At 63.7% G+C, this 18,492-nt stretch carries 15 protein-coding genes; 8 read left to right on the top strand and 7 right to left on the bottom strand.

Annotated elements, in window-relative coordinates:
* Positions 1 to 11: 11 nt before the first annotated feature.
* The 5 genes from QRN54_RS30905 to QRN54_RS30885 all read right to left on the bottom strand — a co-directional run bounded on the left by QRN54_RS30905 (position 12) and on the right by QRN54_RS30885 (position 6,261).
* Complete coding sequence (locus QRN54_RS30905; RefSeq protein ID WP_030536908.1) at positions 12 to 1,142, bottom strand: acyl-CoA dehydrogenase family protein; 1,131 nt, start codon at positions 1,140 to 1,142, stop codon at positions 12 to 14.
* Positions 1,143 to 1,150: 8 nt separating this feature from the next.
* Positions 1,151 to 2,326: an acyl-CoA dehydrogenase family protein gene (locus QRN54_RS30900; RefSeq protein WP_007736177.1), complete on the bottom strand. Its 1,176-nt coding sequence runs from the start codon at positions 2,324 to 2,326 to the stop codon at positions 1,151 to 1,153.
* Between the two features lie 107 nt (positions 2,327 to 2,433).
* Positions 2,434 to 2,880, bottom strand: coding sequence for a hypothetical protein (locus QRN54_RS30895; RefSeq protein WP_007736175.1), 447 nt, complete (start codon positions 2,878 to 2,880; stop codon positions 2,434 to 2,436).
* Between the two features lie 68 nt (positions 2,881 to 2,948).
* The gene (locus tag QRN54_RS30890) at positions 2,949 to 5,483 is read right to left on the bottom strand and encodes an ABC transporter permease (protein WP_019749299.1); all 2,535 of its coding nucleotides are present in this window, start codon (positions 5,481 to 5,483) and stop codon (positions 2,949 to 2,951) included.
* Between the two features lie 4 nt (positions 5,484 to 5,487).
* Positions 5,488 to 6,261, bottom strand: coding sequence for an ABC transporter ATP-binding protein (locus QRN54_RS30885; protein WP_003945134.1), 774 nt, complete (start codon positions 6,259 to 6,261; stop codon positions 5,488 to 5,490).
* A 262-nt stretch (positions 6,262 to 6,523) separates the two neighbouring features.
* Here QRN54_RS30885 and QRN54_RS30880 point away from each other — a divergent pair, with 262 nt between their 5' ends.
* The 4 genes from QRN54_RS30880 (at position 6,524) to QRN54_RS30865 (ending at position 11,163) form a co-directional block, all read left to right on the top strand.
* Positions 6,524 to 8,086: a long-chain-fatty-acid--CoA ligase gene (locus tag QRN54_RS30880; RefSeq protein ID WP_030536912.1), complete on the top strand. Its 1,563-nt coding sequence runs from the start codon at positions 6,524 to 6,526 to the stop codon at positions 8,084 to 8,086.
* A 22-nt stretch (positions 8,087 to 8,108) separates the two neighbouring features.
* Positions 8,109 to 8,519, top strand: a complete 411-nt coding sequence (locus QRN54_RS30875; RefSeq protein WP_007736170.1) for a YchJ family protein — start codon at positions 8,109 to 8,111, stop codon at positions 8,517 to 8,519.
* Between the two features lie 56 nt (positions 8,520 to 8,575).
* Positions 8,576 to 9,172: an AMIN-like domain-containing (lipo)protein gene (locus QRN54_RS30870; protein ID WP_007736169.1), complete on the top strand. Its 597-nt coding sequence runs from the start codon at positions 8,576 to 8,578 to the stop codon at positions 9,170 to 9,172.
* A gap of 92 nt (positions 9,173 to 9,264) precedes the next feature.
* On the top strand, positions 9,265 to 11,163 hold the full coding sequence (locus tag QRN54_RS30865) for an ABC transporter ATP-binding protein (RefSeq protein ID WP_064444252.1): 1,899 nt from the start codon (positions 9,265 to 9,267) through the stop codon (positions 11,161 to 11,163).
* A gap of 101 nt (positions 11,164 to 11,264) precedes the next feature.
* On the opposite strand, the gene QRN54_RS30860 is transcribed toward QRN54_RS30865, so the two are convergent.
* On the bottom strand, positions 11,265 to 13,040 hold the full coding sequence (locus QRN54_RS30860; protein ID WP_003945121.1) for a DEAD/DEAH box helicase: 1,776 nt from the start codon (positions 13,038 to 13,040) through the stop codon (positions 11,265 to 11,267).
* A gap of 102 nt (positions 13,041 to 13,142) precedes the next feature.
* Here QRN54_RS30860 and QRN54_RS30855 point away from each other — a divergent pair, with 102 nt between their 5' ends.
* The 4 genes from QRN54_RS30855 (at position 13,143) to QRN54_RS30840 (ending at position 17,404) form a co-directional block, all read left to right on the top strand.
* Positions 13,143 to 13,970: a carbon-nitrogen hydrolase family protein gene (locus QRN54_RS30855; RefSeq protein WP_007736163.1), complete on the top strand. Its 828-nt coding sequence runs from the start codon at positions 13,143 to 13,145 to the stop codon at positions 13,968 to 13,970.
* A gap of 55 nt (positions 13,971 to 14,025) precedes the next feature.
* On the top strand, positions 14,026 to 14,652 hold the full coding sequence (locus QRN54_RS30850) for a phosphoribosyltransferase (RefSeq protein WP_285183861.1): 627 nt from the start codon (positions 14,026 to 14,028) through the stop codon (positions 14,650 to 14,652).
* Between the two features lie 126 nt (positions 14,653 to 14,778).
* Complete coding sequence (locus tag QRN54_RS30845; RefSeq protein ID WP_003945151.1) at positions 14,779 to 15,477, top strand: DUF8548 family protein; 699 nt, start codon at positions 14,779 to 14,781, stop codon at positions 15,475 to 15,477.
* Between the two features lie 139 nt (positions 15,478 to 15,616).
* Positions 15,617 to 17,404, top strand: a complete 1,788-nt coding sequence (locus QRN54_RS30840; RefSeq protein WP_285183860.1) for an AMP-dependent synthetase/ligase — start codon at positions 15,617 to 15,619, stop codon at positions 17,402 to 17,404.
* Between the two features lie 56 nt (positions 17,405 to 17,460).
* Here the strand turns inward: QRN54_RS30840 and QRN54_RS30835 are convergent, their stop codons facing one another.
* Complete coding sequence (locus QRN54_RS30835; protein WP_285183859.1) at positions 17,461 to 18,447, bottom strand: NAD-dependent epimerase/dehydratase family protein; 987 nt, start codon at positions 18,445 to 18,447, stop codon at positions 17,461 to 17,463.
* Positions 18,448 to 18,492: the final 45 nt, after the last annotated feature.

Here is an 18,492-nt window from a genome sequence, read left to right as displayed (position 1 = left end):
TTCGTGAAAGATCAGACCACGCTGACCATCTCGTGATCAGCCACACCGGCGGCCAACACCCGAAGGTGATCTTCGGTGCTGCCGAGGGTGTGCTCGATGGCGACGAGTCGGCTCACGTAGTGCCCCACCGGGTACTCGGCGGTCATACCGATACCACCATGCATCTGGATCGCCTCCTGGCCGATGAGCCGAGCCGAACGCCCGATCTGCAACTTCACCCGCGAAGCGATCACTGGATCGACGACGCCGTCGGCAAGGGACATCGTTGCGTACAGACTCATGCTGCGTGCCAACTCGAGCGAGACGTACAGGTCGGCGGCGCGGTGTGTCAGCGTCTGGAACTTTGCGAGGGGAACCCCGAATTGCTTACGCGTCTTGAGGTATTCGGTGGTCAGGCGTAGCGCCTCTTCCATCGCTCCGACAGCCTCGGCGCACAGCGCGGCCTGCTCACGGATCTGCGCGGCCTGGATCAGAGCAGTAGCGTCACCGCCCTCACCGAGTGCTTCGGCCGGCGTATCGGTGAACTCGATCTGCGCCCCGCGCAACCCGTCGTGAGTGGCGTAGGACTTGCGTACCAAACCGGAGGCATCGCTCTTGACGAGGAACAGTCCGACGCCACCGCCGGGGAGCGCAGCGCTCACGACCAAGATGTCCGCCGTCGCGCCGTGGCCGACGGGATTCTTGATACCGGTGATGGTCCAGCCGCCGTCGACCTGGGCCGCCGCGGTGGCCCGTTCGGTTGCCGGCCAACGGATTCCGGGTTCCTGGTCGGCGAACGCGAGGAACGTGGTGCCCTCGGCCACTCCGGGAAGAATCGACGAACGCTGCTCTGCACTGCCACCTTCGGAGATGAGGCCGCCCGGCGTCACGACCGCGTCGAGTAGCGGCTCGGGTGCCAAGCGTCGACCGATCTCGGTCATGACCGCGCCGATTTCCACTGGGCCGGCGTCCATGCCGCCGTCGTCCTCGGAGAATGTCAGGCCGAGCAAGCCGACCTCGGCCAACTGCTTCCAGACCTGCGGGCTCCACCCGGGATCGGAGTCGATGATCGCGTTGCGCTTCTCGGCGTCGTAGCTACGCGCGAGGAGATCCTTGGTGGTGTCGCGGAGAAGTTTTTGTTCGTCGTTGAGTTCGAAGTCCATGCCACGCCTCACAATCCGAGGATCGAGGAGGCGATGATGCTGCGCTGCACTTCGCTCGATCCGCTGTAGATGGATACCTTGCGGTAGTTCAGGTACGTCGGGGCAGTGTGCTGCGCCCAGCTCGCGGAGGCGATGTCGCTGCCCGCGTCGTACGGCAGTGAATCAGGGCCGGCCACGTCCATCAGCAGTTCGACGCTCGCCTGCTGCAATTCGGAGCCACGAAGCTTGAGCAGCGACGACGCCGGGTTCGGCTGGCCGTCAGCGGAACTGGCGACCACCCGGAGCTGAGTGAGCTCGAGGGCAAGCAATTCGTTTTCGAGTTCGGCGAGGCGAGCAGCGAAGAGCGGATCTTCGAGCAGTGTTCCGTTACCGACCTTGACCTCGGCAGCGCGAGCCTTGGCCTGGGCCAGACGAACCTTCGAGAAACCGACGCGGGTGACACCGGTTCGCTCGTTGCCGAGCAGGAACTTGGCGTAGCCCCAGCCCTGGTTCTCTTCACCGACCAGGTTCTCTCCCGGAACGCGGACGTCCTCGAAGAACACTTCGTTGACCTCGTAGCCGCCGTCGATCAGCTTGATCGGGCGGACCGTGACGCCAGGCGTCTTCAGATCGACAAGGATGAACGAGATGCCGGCCTGACGCTTGGGCGCATCGGGATTGGTGCGCACGAGGCAGAAGATCCAGTCGGCGTACTGTCCCAGCGTCGTCCAGGTCTTCTGACCATTGATGACCCAGTCGTCGCCGTCGCGGACCGCACGGGTCTTGAGCGAAGCGAGATCGGAACCGGCCTCGGGTTCGGAGAATCCCTGGCACCACCAGATGTCGAGGTTGGCAGTCGCCGGAAGGAACTTCTCCTTCTGCTCCTGCGAGCCGAAGGCCGCGATGACCGGACCGACCATGTTGGCGTTGAACGCCAAAGGTTCGGGAACCGACGCAAGCTGCAGTTCGTCGAGCCAGATGTTGTGCTGGACCGGGGTCCAGTCCTTGCCGCCCCACTCGACCGGCCAGTGCGGTACCGCCAGACCGTGAGCGTTGAGGATCTGCTGCGCCTCGACCATACGGTCGCGCCCCAACTCCTCGCCGTGGGCGTACGCCTCCCTGATGTCCGCGGGGATTTGCGTACGGAAGAACGTCCGCATCTCGTCGCGGAACGCTAGTTCCTCGTCGGTCAATGCCAGGTTCATCGGGATTCCTTCGCACTCGAAACCGGATTCATGTTCGGTTCGACCGTACCCCGACAGCTATGGAGGCGGAACAGGTACCGCAAAAGACGGCACTCGGGGCCGACCTCCTACACGGTTTTCAGGACCAACAGGTAACCCCCGCCCGCGGCGTCGATGCTTGTTTCGACATTCAACGCGGGAGCCAGACGCGACAACCGATCGATCAGCCAATCCGACGCTTCCTGGGCGTCGTCCTTGCCGGGGCAGCGAGCGACGGCGACGCGGCCACCCTTTCGCTCGAGCTGCTCCACGACCCCGATGATCGGGGCGGGATCCACGACGAACAGCCGATCCGGCCATTCCACAACAGGTTTGACCGCACCCTTCTTGGTGTTGCATGCGCGGTGCGCCAAGCGTTCGACGCCACCTTTGGTCTTGCCACCCTTTTTTGCGGTATTGATGCTGTCGATACTCGGGCCGCGCGGATCATTGACGGACATGTCGGGATCGACCGGTTCGTCACACAGCCAGCAGCGCCAGGATTCACGTTCGCCGACTTCTTGAAGGGTGCTCATGTGGCAACGGTACCGTGCGCACTTTCGGCTGTTACCGCTACCAAAAGTGCGCACGGGGGCCGAAGGCCCTACATGTCTGCAATCGCCTCCAGCGGCTTTGTCTTGGCCGCTCGGTTGGCCGGCCACAGCGCCGCCAAGACACCCACCACACCCGAGCCGATCAGCATTCCGACCACCTGACCCCACGGGATCGTGATCTTGTCGAGGCCCTGATCCGCGAGAGTGCTCACGAAGGCCCAACCGAACGCGATGCCGAGAACAACTCCGACCGCCGCGCCGTACACCGCGATGAGCACCGACTCGAGGTAGATCGTGCGTCGCATCTGTCCGCGCTGCATGCCGACAGCTCGCAGCATTCCGATTTCTCGTCGCCGCTCGACCACCGAGAGTGCCAGGGTGTTGATGATGCCCAGGATTGCGATCACGACCGCGAGTGCAAGCAGTCCGTAGAGGATCGCCAACAACGTGTTGATCTGCTGGCCCTGAGTTCCCTTGAACTCCTCACGATCCTGCACCTGGACGACGACGTACTTCTCCGTGGCCGTTTCGAGCTCGGATCGCAGCGTTGTCAGATCCGCGCCAGGCTTCGCCTTCACCAGAACCACGAAGTCCGGCAGACTCTCGGCCGGCATCAGCTTCCTGTACGCCTCGTCCGAGACGATCCACGAGCCGATCAGCTGGTTGTCCTCGAACACTCCCGCGACAACCGTCTGGTACTCGACGCCGCCGGGACCGGTCAACGTCTGGGTCGAACCCACAGTCCAACCCTTGTCGTCCGCAGTCGACTTCGAGACGAGCATGTTGTTGCCGGTCAGATCGACCGTGCCCTCGAGGATCTTGTATTCGAGCACGCCTTCGATCGGACCGTCGAACGAAGCGCCCTGCTCGTCCTCACCGTCGACCTTCGCACGCACTCCGTGCAACGACGTCGCGCTCTGCACGTCGGGCACCTGTCGGACTGCGTCGGCCGCACCTCGCGGCACGCCGATCGCGTTGGGACCGGTCAGGATGTAGTCGGCCGAAACACCCACGTCGACAAGAGCATTGATGCTCGCCTTGGCCGAGGAACCGAACACTCCGATGACCGTCACCAGCATCAGACCGAGAGTCAACGCGAATGCCGTTGCGGCCGTGCGACGGGGATTGCGCACCGCATTGGTACGAGCCAATCGCCCTATGGCACCGAACGGCTTGGCGAACACGGCACCGAGCGCGCCGACGATCGGCCGCGACAGCGCGGGAGCCCCGAGAAGCACCGCGATGATCAACGAGAACGCACCGAGGCCTACGATCAGCGCCGCGCCGCCGCCGGTACCGCGAGAGCCGAACACGAGCAGTGCCACACCGATCACGCCGAGAATCGCACCGATCAACGTCCGCACTCGCAGTGAGTCGCCGGTGGAGGCGAACTCCTCACGCATGGCCGCCACCGGCGGGATCTTCGACGCACGACGAGCCGGGGCGTAAGCGCTGAGCGTCGTGACGACGACGCCGACCACCAACGCGACGATGATCGTGCGGGCACCCACCTGGAGCGGGCCTTCCGGCAGACCGACGTCGAATGTGTTGAGGAGACTGCGCAATCCGTAGGCGAGACCGATACCGCCGAGCAGACCGATGATGCTGCCGATGAGTCCGACCACGAGCGCCTCGGTGACCACCGAACGGCCGACCTGCGCTCGGCTCGCACCGATCGCACGCAGCAGCGCCAGCTCACGAAGACGCTGCGCCACGATCATCGAGAAGGTGTTGTAGATGATGAACGTTCCGACGAGCAGAGCAATCGCGCCGAACGCCAACAGGAAGTAGTTGATGAAGCTCAGCGCCGAGTCGACCTCGGCCTTGGTCTCCTCACGAACCTGGTCGCCGGTCTGCACCTTGAGATCGGGGAAAACCTGCTCGACGCGTTGCTGCAGTTCCGTCTGCGACACCCCGTCGCCCGCGACGTCGATGTACTCGACGTGTTGGCCGTCGGTGAAGAGTCCACGGGCCTGCTCGTCGGTGAAGAGCGCGCCGATGAACCCGCCGGTGTCACTGCCCGCCCCCTCGTAGATACCGGACAACGTCACGTCCACGATTCCGCGGGCCGGTGCCAGAACCTTGGCGGAGTCCCCCACCTTCAGTCCGGCTCGCTCGGCGGCGCTGGTGTTCAGCGCGACCTGACCGGTCTGCGTCGGAGGCGCGCCCTCGACGAAGGTGTCGGGTTCGGCAATCGCCTGGCCCGGCGGTAGGTAGGACTGACCGATACTCGGCGCGCCGCCGGTCTGAACAGCGCCGCCGTCTGCGTTGATCAGGACGATCTGTCCACTGACGGCCGGGGCTACCGCTCGAACGCCGTCGACTGCGGCAAGTTTGTCGACATCCTCGACCGGGACGCCACTGGTGTTGCGCTCTTCCATCGATACCCGGACGTCGACGCCCTGGGCGGTGTTCTCGAAGATCGAATCGAAAGTCTTCTGGAGGGTGTCGGTGAAAACGAACGACCCCGCGACAAAAGCCGTGCCAAGCACCACGGAGAGAACCGTCAGCGCAAGTCGCACCTTGTGTGCCGCCAAGTTGCGCAGGGAAACCTTGCGCATCGGCGAGTTACTTACCGAAGCCATGTGCTCAAGCCCCGGCTTCCACGTTCACGACCGCCTGCGGAGCGTCCAGACGCTTCATCCGGTCGAGGACCGAATCCGCCGTAGGCTCGCGCAATTCGTCGACGATCTTGCCGTCCGCGAGGAACACCACCCGGTCGGCATACGCCGCTGCCCGCGGATCGTGCGTCACGATCACCACGGTCTGGTTGAACTCGTCGACGGCCGCCCGCAGGATCGAGAGCACCTCACCGGAGGACTTCGAATCGAGGTTTCCGGTCGGCTCGTCGCCGAAGATGATCTCCGGCTGACCCGCCAGCGCACGCGCACACGCCACACGCTGCTGCTGACCACCCGAGAGCTCTCCCGGCCGATGATCGAGGCGATCCCCGAGACCCAGCTTGGTCAGGACGCTGTTCAACCAGGTCGGGTCCGCTTTGCGTCCCGCGATGTCGAGCGGCAACGTGATGTTCTCGAGCGCGGTCAGGGTCGGCACCAGGTTGAACGCCTGGAAAACGAAACCGATGCGATCGCGTCGCAATTGGGTCATCTGTTTGTCGGAAAGCGTCGTGAGTTCCGTGTCACCGATGAGAACAGAACCCGAACTGGCGGAATCCAGACCGGCGAGGCAATGCATCAGCGTCGACTTACCGGAACCGGACGGCCCCATGATCGCCGTGAACTCACCGCGGGCGAAATCTGCGGACACCGAACTGAGGGCGTGCACCTGGGTATCTCCGGTGCCGTAGGTCTTGGACAGGCCGACTGCGCGGGCCGCGACATCCTGGGCGTGCGAACTCATGATCGCCTTTCCTGTTCACTTCGGTGCTACTTTGCGGGCGTGACGGGCGCCCGTGAAAACACGGACGCCCGCAATGGTTGGTTCCATCCTGTCGGGTGGCGGGCGCGCCCGCCATCGGGGACCACCCTGATATCTGCGGCCGAGCCGGTCAGGGTCGGGGGAATGCGACCCCTCATGCTTGTGCGCATTGACTGGAAACAGCGATACGAAGACCGGGCGCACATTAACCTTGTGACACCAATCACACGAGAGAGGCGGCCGAATGTCCGACGCCACCGCTGGAATCATTTTCGATCGGCTAGAGCACTGGGCGACGGTCAAGCCTGATCAAGCAGCGATGACCTTCCAAGGGACCGAATTCACGTGGGCTCAGTGGCGGGACCGCATCTTGCGTATCGCCGCCGCCCTCGCCGAATCAGGCATCGGTGCCGGCGACACTGTCGCGTTCGTCGACAAGAATCATCTGTCCTGTCTCGAAGTCACCTACGCCGCCTCACTGCTCGGCGCCGCGAATGTCGTTCCCAACTGGCGACTTTCGAGCGAAGAGCTGGATTACGTTCTCGCGGACTGTGGCGCTCGCATTCTGTTCGTCGGCAGCGAACTACTCCCCCAGGTCGTCGCGATGCGAGACCGCTTGACGGCCGTCGAATCGATCTTCGCCGTCGGCGGTGAACACGACGAATTCGAGCCGTGGATCGACGAGGTCACACCGCTGCACTCCCGCCCCGAGGTGAGCCCCGATGCCACCGCTCTGGTTCTCTACAGTTCCGGGACGACCGGTCGCCCCAAGGGTGTCCAGCTCACGCATCGAAACCTGTTCGCGCACAGCAACAATGTCCTCGAAATCCTGCCGGCCCACGAGGATCACCGATTCTTGATCGCGATGCCGATGTTCCACGTCGGCGGAACGTGCTACGCCATCATGGCAATTCACACCGGTGGCCGCTGTTACTTCACGAGAGAAGCCGACGGACCGTCGATCTTCGCCGGTCTCGCCGCCGGAGCCAACATCGCCTTTCTCGTCCCACCGGTCATTGCCGGAGTCCTGGCCGCAGGCGAGCAGGCGGTCGCCGCCTTCAAAGCATTCAAACGCATCACCTACGGCGCCGCCCCCATGCCGCTCCCACTGTTGCGCGCGGCACTCGCAGCGTGGCCGGACACCGAATTCGTGCAGGTCTACGGCATGACCGAAATGGCAGGCGTCATTACCGCGTTGATGCCGGACGTTCACCGCGACGAGTCGCAGGTCGAGCGCATGGCATCAGCAGGTACGGCGATCCCCGGCGTCGAGATGCGCGTGGTGGACCCCGTCACGCTCGAGGACGTGCCCACCGGAACGACCGGTGAACTGTGGTGGCGATCCGAACAGTGCACACCCGGATACCTGGGCAAGCCTGAGGCGACGGCCGAAACGATTACCGCAGACGGGTGGCTACGTAGCGGCGACATGGGCCGCGCCGACTCCGGCGGCTTCGTCTTCATCGAGGACCGCCTCAAGGACATGATCATCACCGGCGGCGAGAACGTCTACTCCCCCGAGATCGAACGAGTACTGGTGGAGCATCCGGCAATCGCCGAGGTCGCGGTCATCGGCGTTCCCGACGACCGTTGGGGTGAAACCGTCAAGGCTGTCGTGGTTCTCACTGCCGAAGCGCAGATCGACGAAGCCGAACTGATCACCTATACACAGGAACGCCTCGCAAAGTTCAAGTGCCCGACCAGTATCGACGTCGTCGAGATTCTTCCCCGCAATCCCACCGGAAAGATCCTCAAACGCGACCTCCGCAAACCGTACTGGGAGAACCGCGAACACAAACTGGTCTGAGTTCGCGTGCTGTAATGGGGCGGTGACTTCGCGCCGCCCCACCACACCCAATCCGACCGATCCGTGCCCGTGCGGCAGCGGCAACGCGTTGGCCGAATGCTGCGGCAAGTACATCAGCGGAGTAGCGCACGCACCGACCGCCGAAACCCTGATGCGTTCGCGTTACACGGCTTTCGCTGTGATGGACGACGAATATCTCACGCAGACTTGGCATCCCGACCATCGCCCAGCCCAACTCGATCTCGACCCCGACCAGAAATGGCTCCGGTTGGAGATCCTGGACACCGAACGGGGCGGGCTGTTCGATTCCGACGGCGTCGTGGAATTTCGCGCTCACTACACATTCGGACGCGAGCGGGGAATGCTCCACGAACGCAGTCGATTTGCGCGAACAGAGGGTAAGTGGCTCTATGTCGACGGCGATATCGGTTAGGTAACTCCGGGCACCGCCGCCGCGGATCCCGATAACGCGAGCCCTACGATCGAGTCATGACAACGAACCGGACGAGATCATTTGCCGCTGTCGCTGCCATCGCAGTGGGCGTGAGCCTGACTGCCTGTTCGCAGGACGCGGAGACCACTCCCACGGCAGCCACCTCGGCCGTCACCTCGACCTCGACCTCGAGTGCAGCAGCGTCGACCACAGAACCAGTCCCGACGGACAGCTCCGACAAGACGTCGGCTGCGGGCACCGAATCCAAGCTCACCGTCGTCGACATCCGAGTGGGCGAGCACGACGGATTCGATCGTGTCGTCTACGAAATGGGCGGAACCGGCACACCCGGTTGGCGCGTCAAGTACGTCGACGCGGCGACGCAGGAAGGCAGCGGTAAGCCCGTGGACATCAAGGGTGCCGCAGTGATCCAGGTCCTGATCGACGGTTCCGCATATCCCTTCGACAGCGGAGTCGAGCAGTACTCCGGCCCCAACCCGGTCCCCGGCGTCGGCGGAGTCGTGACCGAGGTCAACGGGTCCAACGTCTTCGAGGGAGTCACGCAGTCGTTCATCGGCGTGACCGAGAAGCAGCCGTTCACGGTCACGACGCTCAGCGACCCTCCTCGCGTGGTGGTCGACGTGGCCCGCTGAGGCCGCACTTGACCTGAAGTTTGGTTGAGGTTCTACCTTCGTGTCGTACCGGCCACGTAATCTTCGTGGCCGGCGACCGGAGGGGCGAAGTCATGAGTATGGAAGTCACCGCGTGGAACGCGATGTACAACGCGATGCACGCGCAAGAAGATCGGCGCCCGTTCTCGAAGGCGACACTGAAGCGGATCGCGACGTTCGCAGTTCCACAGAAACGCAACCTCAGCTGGTACCTCGTACTGAGTGTCGTCACTGCTGCGCTTGCCGTGGCAACACCTGTCCTGGCCGGGCGCGTGGTCAACGCGATAGTCGGCGGCGACGCCGTCGACGTGGTCGTCAAACTTGCCGCCCTGATCGCACTGGTAGCACTTCTCGAAGCCGCTCTGGGACTGTTGACCCGGTGGCTCTCGGCCAGCATCGGCGAAGACCTGATCCTGCATCTGCGCACCACCGTCTTCGATCACGTCCAGAAGATGCCCATCGCGTTCTTCACCAGAACTCGAACCGGAGCACTGGTCAGCCGTCTCAACAACGACGTCATCGGCGCTCAGCGCGCCTTCAGCGACACCTTGTCCGGAGTGGTCAGCAATCTGGTCACCCTGGTGATCACGCTGATCGTCATGCTCGGGATCTCCTGGCAGATCACCGTCCTCGCGCTGCTACTTCTCCCGATCTTCGTCATCCCCGCACGGCGCATGGGCGCAAAACTTGCAGCACTCAATCGTGAAGCAGCCAACCATAATTCGCTCATGAGCACCCAGATGACGGAGCGGTTCTCCGCTCCCGGCGCGACTCTGGTCAAGCTGTTCGGCCGCCCGTCGCAAGAATCTGCGGAGTTCGCGGTTCGCGCCAGGCGTGTGCGCAACATCGGAGTCCGGACCGCAATGCTGCAGTCCGTCTTCGTCACAGCGCTGACGCTGGTCTCGGCCCTTGCTCTTGCCCTCGTCTACGGACTCGGCGGTTTCTACGCGCTGCGCGGACAGTTGGACGCAGGCGCCGTCGTGGCGATGGCATTGTTGTTGACGCGGCTGTACTCGCCGTTGACCGCACTGGCCAGCGCCCGGGTGGACGTCATGAGCGCCCTGGTCAGCTTCGAGCGGGTATTCGAGATTCTCGATCTGGCGCCGCTCATCACCGAGAAGCCCGATGCACGCACGGTGCCGCAGGGACCGGTGTCCGTCGAGTTCAAGAACGTCACTTTTGCATACCCATCCGCGGACAAGGTGTCTCTCGCGTCCCTGGAGGAAGTCGCGATCCTCGACACCCGCGGCGGCGAGGACGTGTTGCACGACCTGTCGTTCCGCACCGAAGCAGGACAGATGGTCGCCTTGGTCGGCACGTCCGGCGCCGGAAAGTCGACCGTGGCGCAGATGATTCCGCGCCTCTACGACATCGACTCCGGTTCGGTCGAGTTGGGCGGCGTCGACGTCCGAGACCTCAGTACCGATTCCATCCGGGAGACCGTCGGCATGGTCACGCAGGACGGGCACCTGTTCCACGAGAGCCTTCGATCCAACCTGCTCCTTGCGCGACCGGATGCCACCGAAGAGGATCTGCGTGAGGTTCTGGAGCGCGCACGGCTCACCGACCTGGTTGCGTCGCTGCCCGACGGACTGGAGACCGTGGTGGGTGAACGCGGTTACCGCCTCTCGGGCGGCGAGCGTCAACGCCTGACCATCGCACGCCTGCTCCTGGCCCAGCCTCGCGTCGTCATCTTAGACGAGGCCACCGCGCATCTCGACTCGACGTCGGAAGCTGCGGTTCAGGAAGCACTCGGCGAAGCACTCGCCGGGCGGACTGCGGTGGTGATCGCTCACCGATTGTCGACGATCCGTTCCGCGGACCTGATCCTTGTCGTCGAGGCAGGCCAGATCGTCGAGCGCGGCAACCATGAGGAACTGCTCGCGCGCGGCGGCCGCTACGCCGAGTTGTACCGCACGCAGTTCGACACCAACGCCCGGAAGAACGGCGCCCTCGCACCGACGCCGATCTGATACCGCGCAGCGCCTTGCCCCCCACACAGAAAACAGGCGCTGTCCTCCTCGCGGAGGGCAGCGCCTGTTTCAGTCTTCATGACAGTCGTTGAAGCTGTATGTCAGTCGTTGTAGCGATCGCGTCCGCCACCGCGGCGGTCGTCACGTCCACCACGATCGTCCCGGCCACCACGGTCGCCACGGCCACTCGGACGTCCCTGCGGCGGCCCGAAATCAGGCTGCAGCTGGATCAGGACGCCGGAGATGCGTGTGCGACGCAAAGCTTCGAGAGTCTCGTTGGAGAGGTCGGCCGGCAGCTCGACGATGCTGTGATCCGGGCGAATGCTGATGTGCCCGAAGTCGCTTCGACGAAGCCCACCCTCGTTGGCGATGGCACCGACGATGGCACCCGGAACGACGCGGTGACGCTTGCCGACTGCAATGCGGTACGCGGCCAGCTCCTGGCCCTCGGGCCCACGCGAGCGCGGCGCCGGGCCATCGTCGAAACGACGGGGAGGACGTGGTTCACGAGGCTCGCGCTCACGACGCGGCGGTGCCGGCGGCTCGGGAGAAAGCAAGAATGCTTCGCCGTCGCGCGACTGCAACGCCAGAGCGGCAGCGATGTCGATGAGCGGAACGTCGTGTTCCTGGTCGTAGTCCTCGATCATCTTGCGGAACATCGCGAGATTCTCCGAGGCCAGGCTCTCGGTGATGGAGTCACCGAACTTGGCCACGCGCTGGGCGTTGACGTCGTCGACACTGGGAAGCTGCATCTCCGCAAGCGGCTGACGGGTCGCCTTCTCGATGGACTTGAGCAGATGACGCTCACGCGGGGCGACGAACAGCAACGCGTCACCCTGACGACCGGCGCGGCCGGTACGACCGATGCGGTGGACGTACGACTCCGTGTCATGCGGGATGTCGTAGTTGACGACGTGGGAGATTCGATCCACGTCGAGGCCTCGAGCGGCAACGTCGGTCGCGACGAGGATGTCGAGGGCGCCGTTCTTGAGCTGACCGATGGTCCGCTCACGCTGTGCCTGGACGATGTCGCCGTTGATCGCGGCAGCCGAGTGCCCGCGGGCCCGCAGCTTCTCCGCCAGGTCTTCGGTGGCCTGCTTGGTACGGACGAAGATGATCATCGCCTCGAATGCCTCGACCTCGAGGACTCGGGTCAGTGCATCGAGCTTGCGCTGATGAGCAACCTGAATGTAGCGCTGCGTGATGTTCGAGGCGGTCGACGTCTTGGACTTGACGGTGATCTCGACCGGATTGTTCAGGTACTGCTTCGAGATCCGGCGAATCGAGCCGGGCATCGTTGCCGAGAACAGAGCGACCTGCTTGTCGCCGGGGGTGTCGCGGAGGATGCGCTCGACGTCCTCCTGGAACCCCATCTTGAGCATCTCGTCGGCCTCGTCGAGAACGAGGTACTTGAGATTGGTCAGATCCAGGGTGCCCTTTTCGAGATGGTCGATGACACGACCCGGGGTACCGACGACGACGTGTGCGCCGCGGCGCAGGCCCGACAGCTGGACGCCGTAGCTCTGGCCACCGTAGATCGGCAGCACGTTGAGTCCGGGGATGTGCGCGGAGTACTTGCCGAATGCCTCGGCAACCTGAAGCGCCAGCTCACGCGTGGGAGCAAGCACCAGCGCCTGGGTCTGCTTGATCGACGTGTCGATCCGCGACAGGACTGGAACTGCGAAGGCTGCGGTCTTGCCGGTACCGGTCTGTGCGAGACCGACGACGTCCTTGCCTTCGAGCAGCGGCGGAATGGTGGCAGCCTGAATGGGCGAGGGCGACTCGTAGCCCACGTCTGACAGTGCCTTCAGTACCCGATCATCGATGTCGAGGTCGGCAAATGTTGGGGGTTCGGGGTCACGCTCAATATCACTCATTTGACCAGCAGTTTAGCGGATAGAGTATAGACACGACGACATACCGGGGGTGCTTTTACGACAGATCCACCCTCCCAGCGGGTTTCGCCTAGCGTAGAAAGCATGACCGCAGCCACCGCAGCCACCCCCTCCCAGACCGTTGTCGCGATTGCCCAATTCGCCCCGGGGACGGACAAGAAAGCCAACCTCGAATCACTGCGATCACTGGCTTCCGATGCAGCAGCACGCGGCGCGAAAGTTGTCGTGGCGCCGGAATACTCGATGTTCACCGCACCGAAGACGGATGAGCGTTTGATCGAGTCCGCGGAGGACCTGGACGGCGAATTCGGTTCGGCGCTGGCGTCGGTCGCCGCGGAGTTCGGAATCTTCCTCGTGGCAGGAATGAACGAGCGGATCGACGACGTGAGCAGAATCTCCAACACCCTCGTCGCGATGGACCCGAACGGCGAACTGGTGGCGACCTACCGGAAACTGCATCTTTACGACGCTTTCGGTTACCAGGAGTCAGCCGTGATCCGCGCGGGCGAGATCACCGAACCGCAGACTTTCGGGTGCGACGGCCTGACCTTCGGCCTCCAGACCTGCTACGACCTGCGCTTCCCGGAAGTCACCCGGCGCATCGTCGACGTCGGCGCAGACATCTTGCTCCTGCCCGCCCAGTGGGTGCCGGGGCCGCTCAAGGAAGACCACTGGACCACTCTCGTGCGCGCCCGGGCCATCGAGAACACGATGTACATCGCAGCGGCAGATCAGAGCGCGCGCGGCGGCGCGGGTGCCAGCATGATCGTCGACCCGATGGGCGTCGTGATGTGTTCACTTGGCGAGCAGGTCGGGGTCGCCACCGCACTCGTTTCGGCTGCTCGCATCGCCGAGGTACGCGAGAAGAATCCCGCTCTCGCGCTGCGGAGGTTCACAGTCTCGTCGCGGTGACCTGCAGCGAGTAGCGTCGAACTGGTCGGGGTTCGAGCTTCTCGAGGACAACGCAGTGACCCAGTATCGGGATCGATCTTCCGCCGGCAGATTTCTGGCCGGGCGGCTCGAGACCTTGCGTATCGACAAGCCCGTCGTTCTCGGACTCCCGCGCGGCGGAGTTCCGGTCGCAGCCGAGGTGGCTGCGGCATTGAACGCTCCGCTCGACATCGTGGTGGTGCGCAAGCTCGGCAGTCCGTACAACCCGGAACTGGCGATGGGCGCTATCGGTGAGGGCGGCGTGCGGGTCCTCAACCACGACGTCATCGCAGCGGTTCGCGTCTCGAAAAGAGAACTCGTCGCCGTCGAACGCGACGAGCGAACCGAATTGGAACGGCGGGCGCATCTCCTGCGCGAGGGGCGGACCCCGGTTTCCCTCCACGGACGCACTGCGGTGATCGTCGACGACGGAATGGCTACGGGCGCGAGTGCCGCCGTTGCCTGCCGATGCGCGCGCACCGCGGGTGCTGCCTCCGTGATCGTCGCTGTCCCAGTAGCCTCCCCCGAAGCCATGAGAGTGATCGCGTGCTCCGCCGATCGGGTCGTCTGCCCCTTCGTTCCTGCCCTGTTAGGCGGCGTCGGTGCTGCATTCGAGGACTTTCATCAACTCAGCGACGACGAAGTGCTGTCCTTCCTCGCCTGAGTGCACACCTCTCCAGCCTGAGCACAGTCCAAGAGATCTCTGAGAATTTGTGATGTGTGCAACATTTCGCTCCTCGGTGCCGATAGCCCAAATGGAACAAAAAGAATTCGGCTTTCTGGAGGAACCGTGACCATCTCGACCGATACCGTCGACGCCGTCGCAGCTGCGTGCCGTGACCGCCTGGGCGACCCTTCCGCCTGGGTTGCGTCAGACGCTTATCGACAGAGCCTCGCCCTGTGCATCATCGAATCCGTTCAGTCCACGTCGGGTCACAGCGAAGTGACCGTCGTCGATCGCTACCTGGCGTACCGGAAAGCCCGCGAGGACAAACCCGTCACGGATGGCGCACGTGAACTACTCCGCACCTTCGAGGAAGCCGGCAGTTCGGACCAGTGGGCAGGCAAGATCGGCTCGTACAAGCGTCGCTACACGGCGACGGGTGTCCCGATCGAGGCACGGCACATCCAACAGGTCGCCGAGAAACTCCATCACTTGCGGATCAACAGCGTCGAGGACCTGCTGTCGGCCGCCGATTCCGACAACGCTCTCGAAGCCGTTCACCATGCCTGGGTGGACGCGTGCGGAGACGGTTCCGAAGTGACCTGGGCCCACCTGTTGATGTTGGCCGGAATTCCGCACACCGATCTGGGGACCGCTGCCGACACCTTCATCAGCGCGACACTCGGCACCACCGAGTTGCCGGGAGACACCTCGGAGATCCTTGCAGCTACTGCAGAGCAACTCGGAGTGGATCCGGACCGATTGGACTACGCAATTCGGCGGTGGCTGTCCGTGCACGGTCGCACGCTCCAACACGTCGCCTGAGTACCTGTAAACAGGCGGTCACACTAAACTGCAGGTCAGCGCCCGACCAGTTCTACCGAATAGTAACGACAGTGCAAAATGACGACTAATGTGATGCAATGCACATCAGAAATGTCAGTAGTCACTGGAGGGGTCAATAGTGCGCGAGTTCTCAGTTCCACAGTCGTTCTCAATTCCGGAGAACGTATCCATGGCCGACTCCGTGTTCCGTCACGCCGAAGAAGACCCCACATTCGTGCCGTTCAAGAGGCCGTCGAACGGTGGATGGGTCGACGTCACTGCAGCTGAATTCGCGAAGCAGGTCTCCGCAGTTGCCAAGGGCCTGATCGCGTCAGGTGTCGAGCTCGGCGACCGCGTCGCTATCCTGTCCGCGACTCGCTACGAGTGGGTCGTTCTCGACTACGCCATCTGGACTGCCGGCGGATGCACCGTCGCGATCTACGAGACCTCCTCCCCTGATCAGGCGCAGTGGATCCTCGAGGATTCAGCGACGACACTTCTGGTCGTCGAAACGGCCAAGCACGCGGAGACTCACAAGGAAGTCACCGACGGCGCAGAAGCCCTCCGCGAGGTTCTTGTCATCGAGTCGGGTGCGATCGACGAGCTGTCCAGTCGCGGTTCGGCAATCACCGACGAAGAACTGCACACTCGTCGTCACCAGGTCACCGCTGCCTCGCCCGCGACCCTGATCTACACCTCCGGAACCACCGGACGCCCCAAGGGTGTCCAGCTGACGCACTCCAACTTCTACGCCGAGTCCAACGCCTGCCGCCTGGCGATGCCGGAGTCCATGGTCCCCGGCAAGAAGACTCTGATGTTCCTGCCGCTTGCCCACGTATTCGCGCGGGCGATCTCCTTCGGCGCTTTCGACGCCAAGGTCACCGTCGCCCACACGTCGGACCTGACGACGCTGCTCGAGCAGTTCGCCGGCTTCAAGCCCAACTTCATCCTCTCGGTGCCCCGCGTGTTCGAGAAGGTGTACAACTCGGCTCGCCAGAAGGCAGTCGACGGCGGTAAGGGCAGCATCTTCGACAAGGCTGCTGCCACCGCCATCGAATACAGCGAATCCCTCGAAAAGGGTGGCCCCGGCCTGGCACTCAAGCTCAAGCACGCGGTATTCGACAAGCTCGTCTACTCGAAGTTGCGTGCAGCTCTGGGTGGCGAGTGCGAGCGTGCAGTCTCCGGTGGCGCAGCCCTCGGCGCGCGCCTCGGCCACTACTTCCGCGGCGTCGGCATCCCGATCTACGAGGGCTACGGACTCACCGAGACCAGCGCCGCAATCACCGTCAACACCTCGAGCGCGCAGCGCGTCGGCACCGTCGGCAAGCCGATCAACGGCCATGCAGCACGGATCGCCGAGGACGGCGAACTCCTCCTGCAGGGCCCGGTCGTGTTCGCCGGCTACTGGCACAACGAGAAGGCCACTGCCGAATCCATCGTCGACGGCTGGTTCCACACCGGCGACCTCGGCTCGATCGACAACGAGGGCTACGTCTCCATCACCGGACGCAAGAAGGAAATCATCGTCACCGCGGGCGGCAAGAACGTCGCACCGGCAGGCCTCGAAGATTCCCTGCGCGCGCACGCTCTGATCAGCCAGTGCCTCGTCGTCGGCGACGGTCAGCCGTTCATCGGTGCACTGATCACCCTCGATCCGGAGACTCTGCCCGGTTGGGTCGAGCGCAACGGCCTGCCCGCCGGCACCCCGATTGCCGATCTGGTGAAGAACGCCGACCTGATCGCCGAGATCGACTCGGCCGTTGCCGACGCGAACAAGAAGGTCTCCAACCCCGAGCAGATCAAGAAGTACACGATCCTCGAGGTCGACTTCACCCAGGAGACCGGTGAATTGACGCCGACGCTCAAGCTCAAGCGCAACATCATTCACGAAGCTCACAAGACCAAGATCAGAGACCTGTACGCCTGATCGATCGTCTTTCACGAGTCTGGCCCGGTTCGAATGCGAACCGGGCCAGACTCGTTTCACTGTCCGGCGGAGAGTAGTTCCTTTTCGATCTCGGATGGAAGGCCGTGCACCGCACGATCCTCCCGCTGAGTCGGCAGAGTTTCCCGCTGCATCCACTCCCAGGTATCGCGCACGGTGTCTTCGACGGGCCGGCACCGCAGCCCTGCTTGCCCCGCCTTGGCGGTGTCGGCTTCGAGGAAGCCCGCGAACTCACCCTCCTGCGGCACCCAACACGGAAGTTGTGTCCACGGCTGCGCTCCAGCGGCCGCCAGCCTGTCCTCGTCGATCCACACGAGTTCAGCGTCCGAACCGGTGGCAACCACGCACGCCTGGAGGAGTCCGGAGGTAGTGGTGTGGCCGGACGGGCTGATGACGTCGTATGCCCCGCTGATCCCGGCGGCCAGTCCGGCCAGGACAAAGGTTGCGATGTCGCGGGCATCGACGTACTGCAACGGTCTGGTCGGCACTCCGGGAGCAACGACACGTCCGCCCGCCGCGATACGCTGCAGCCACCACGGCAACCGCCCGATGTCCTCGCGCGGGCCGAGGATCAACCCTGCCCTCGCGAGTAACGCGTCCGGGAAGGATTCCAGGACAGCGAGTTCGGCCCCGCGTTTGGCGGACGCGTAATCGCTGTAGTCATCGGAGGTTGCAGATGCGGCCACCACTGGTGAGGTCTCGTCTACGTGCAAGCCCCATTGGTAGACGGATCCACTGGAGATGTATGCGTACCGGTCGACGTGACCGAGTAAGACGCGCGCATTTGCCCCGATCACTCGGGGGCTACCCGACCAGGTGTCGACGACAAGATCCCATCGACGATCACCGAGCGCATCAACCATCGCACGCTGATCGGTGCGATCCGCGAACAGGACCTCCGCTGTAGGTGGTGGCGCTCCGGTGAGCCCACGATGGAGCACTGTCACTTCCCAGCCCCGAGCCAAAGCGTCATCGACGAGAGCGTGGCCGAGGAACCGTGTTCCTCCGAGCATCAACAGCTTCATGAGGGCCATCGTCACTTGAAAAGCGTCGTGCGGCAACACGTTCGT

The sequence above is a fragment of the Rhodococcus sp. MEB032 genome, assembly GCF_030208925.1.
Classification (GTDB): Bacteria; Actinomycetota; Actinomycetes; order Mycobacteriales; family Mycobacteriaceae; genus Rhodococcus_F; species Rhodococcus_F qingshengii.
Note: the sequence above shows the minus strand (reverse complement) of the source record. Positions and strands in the feature narration are given on the sequence as shown.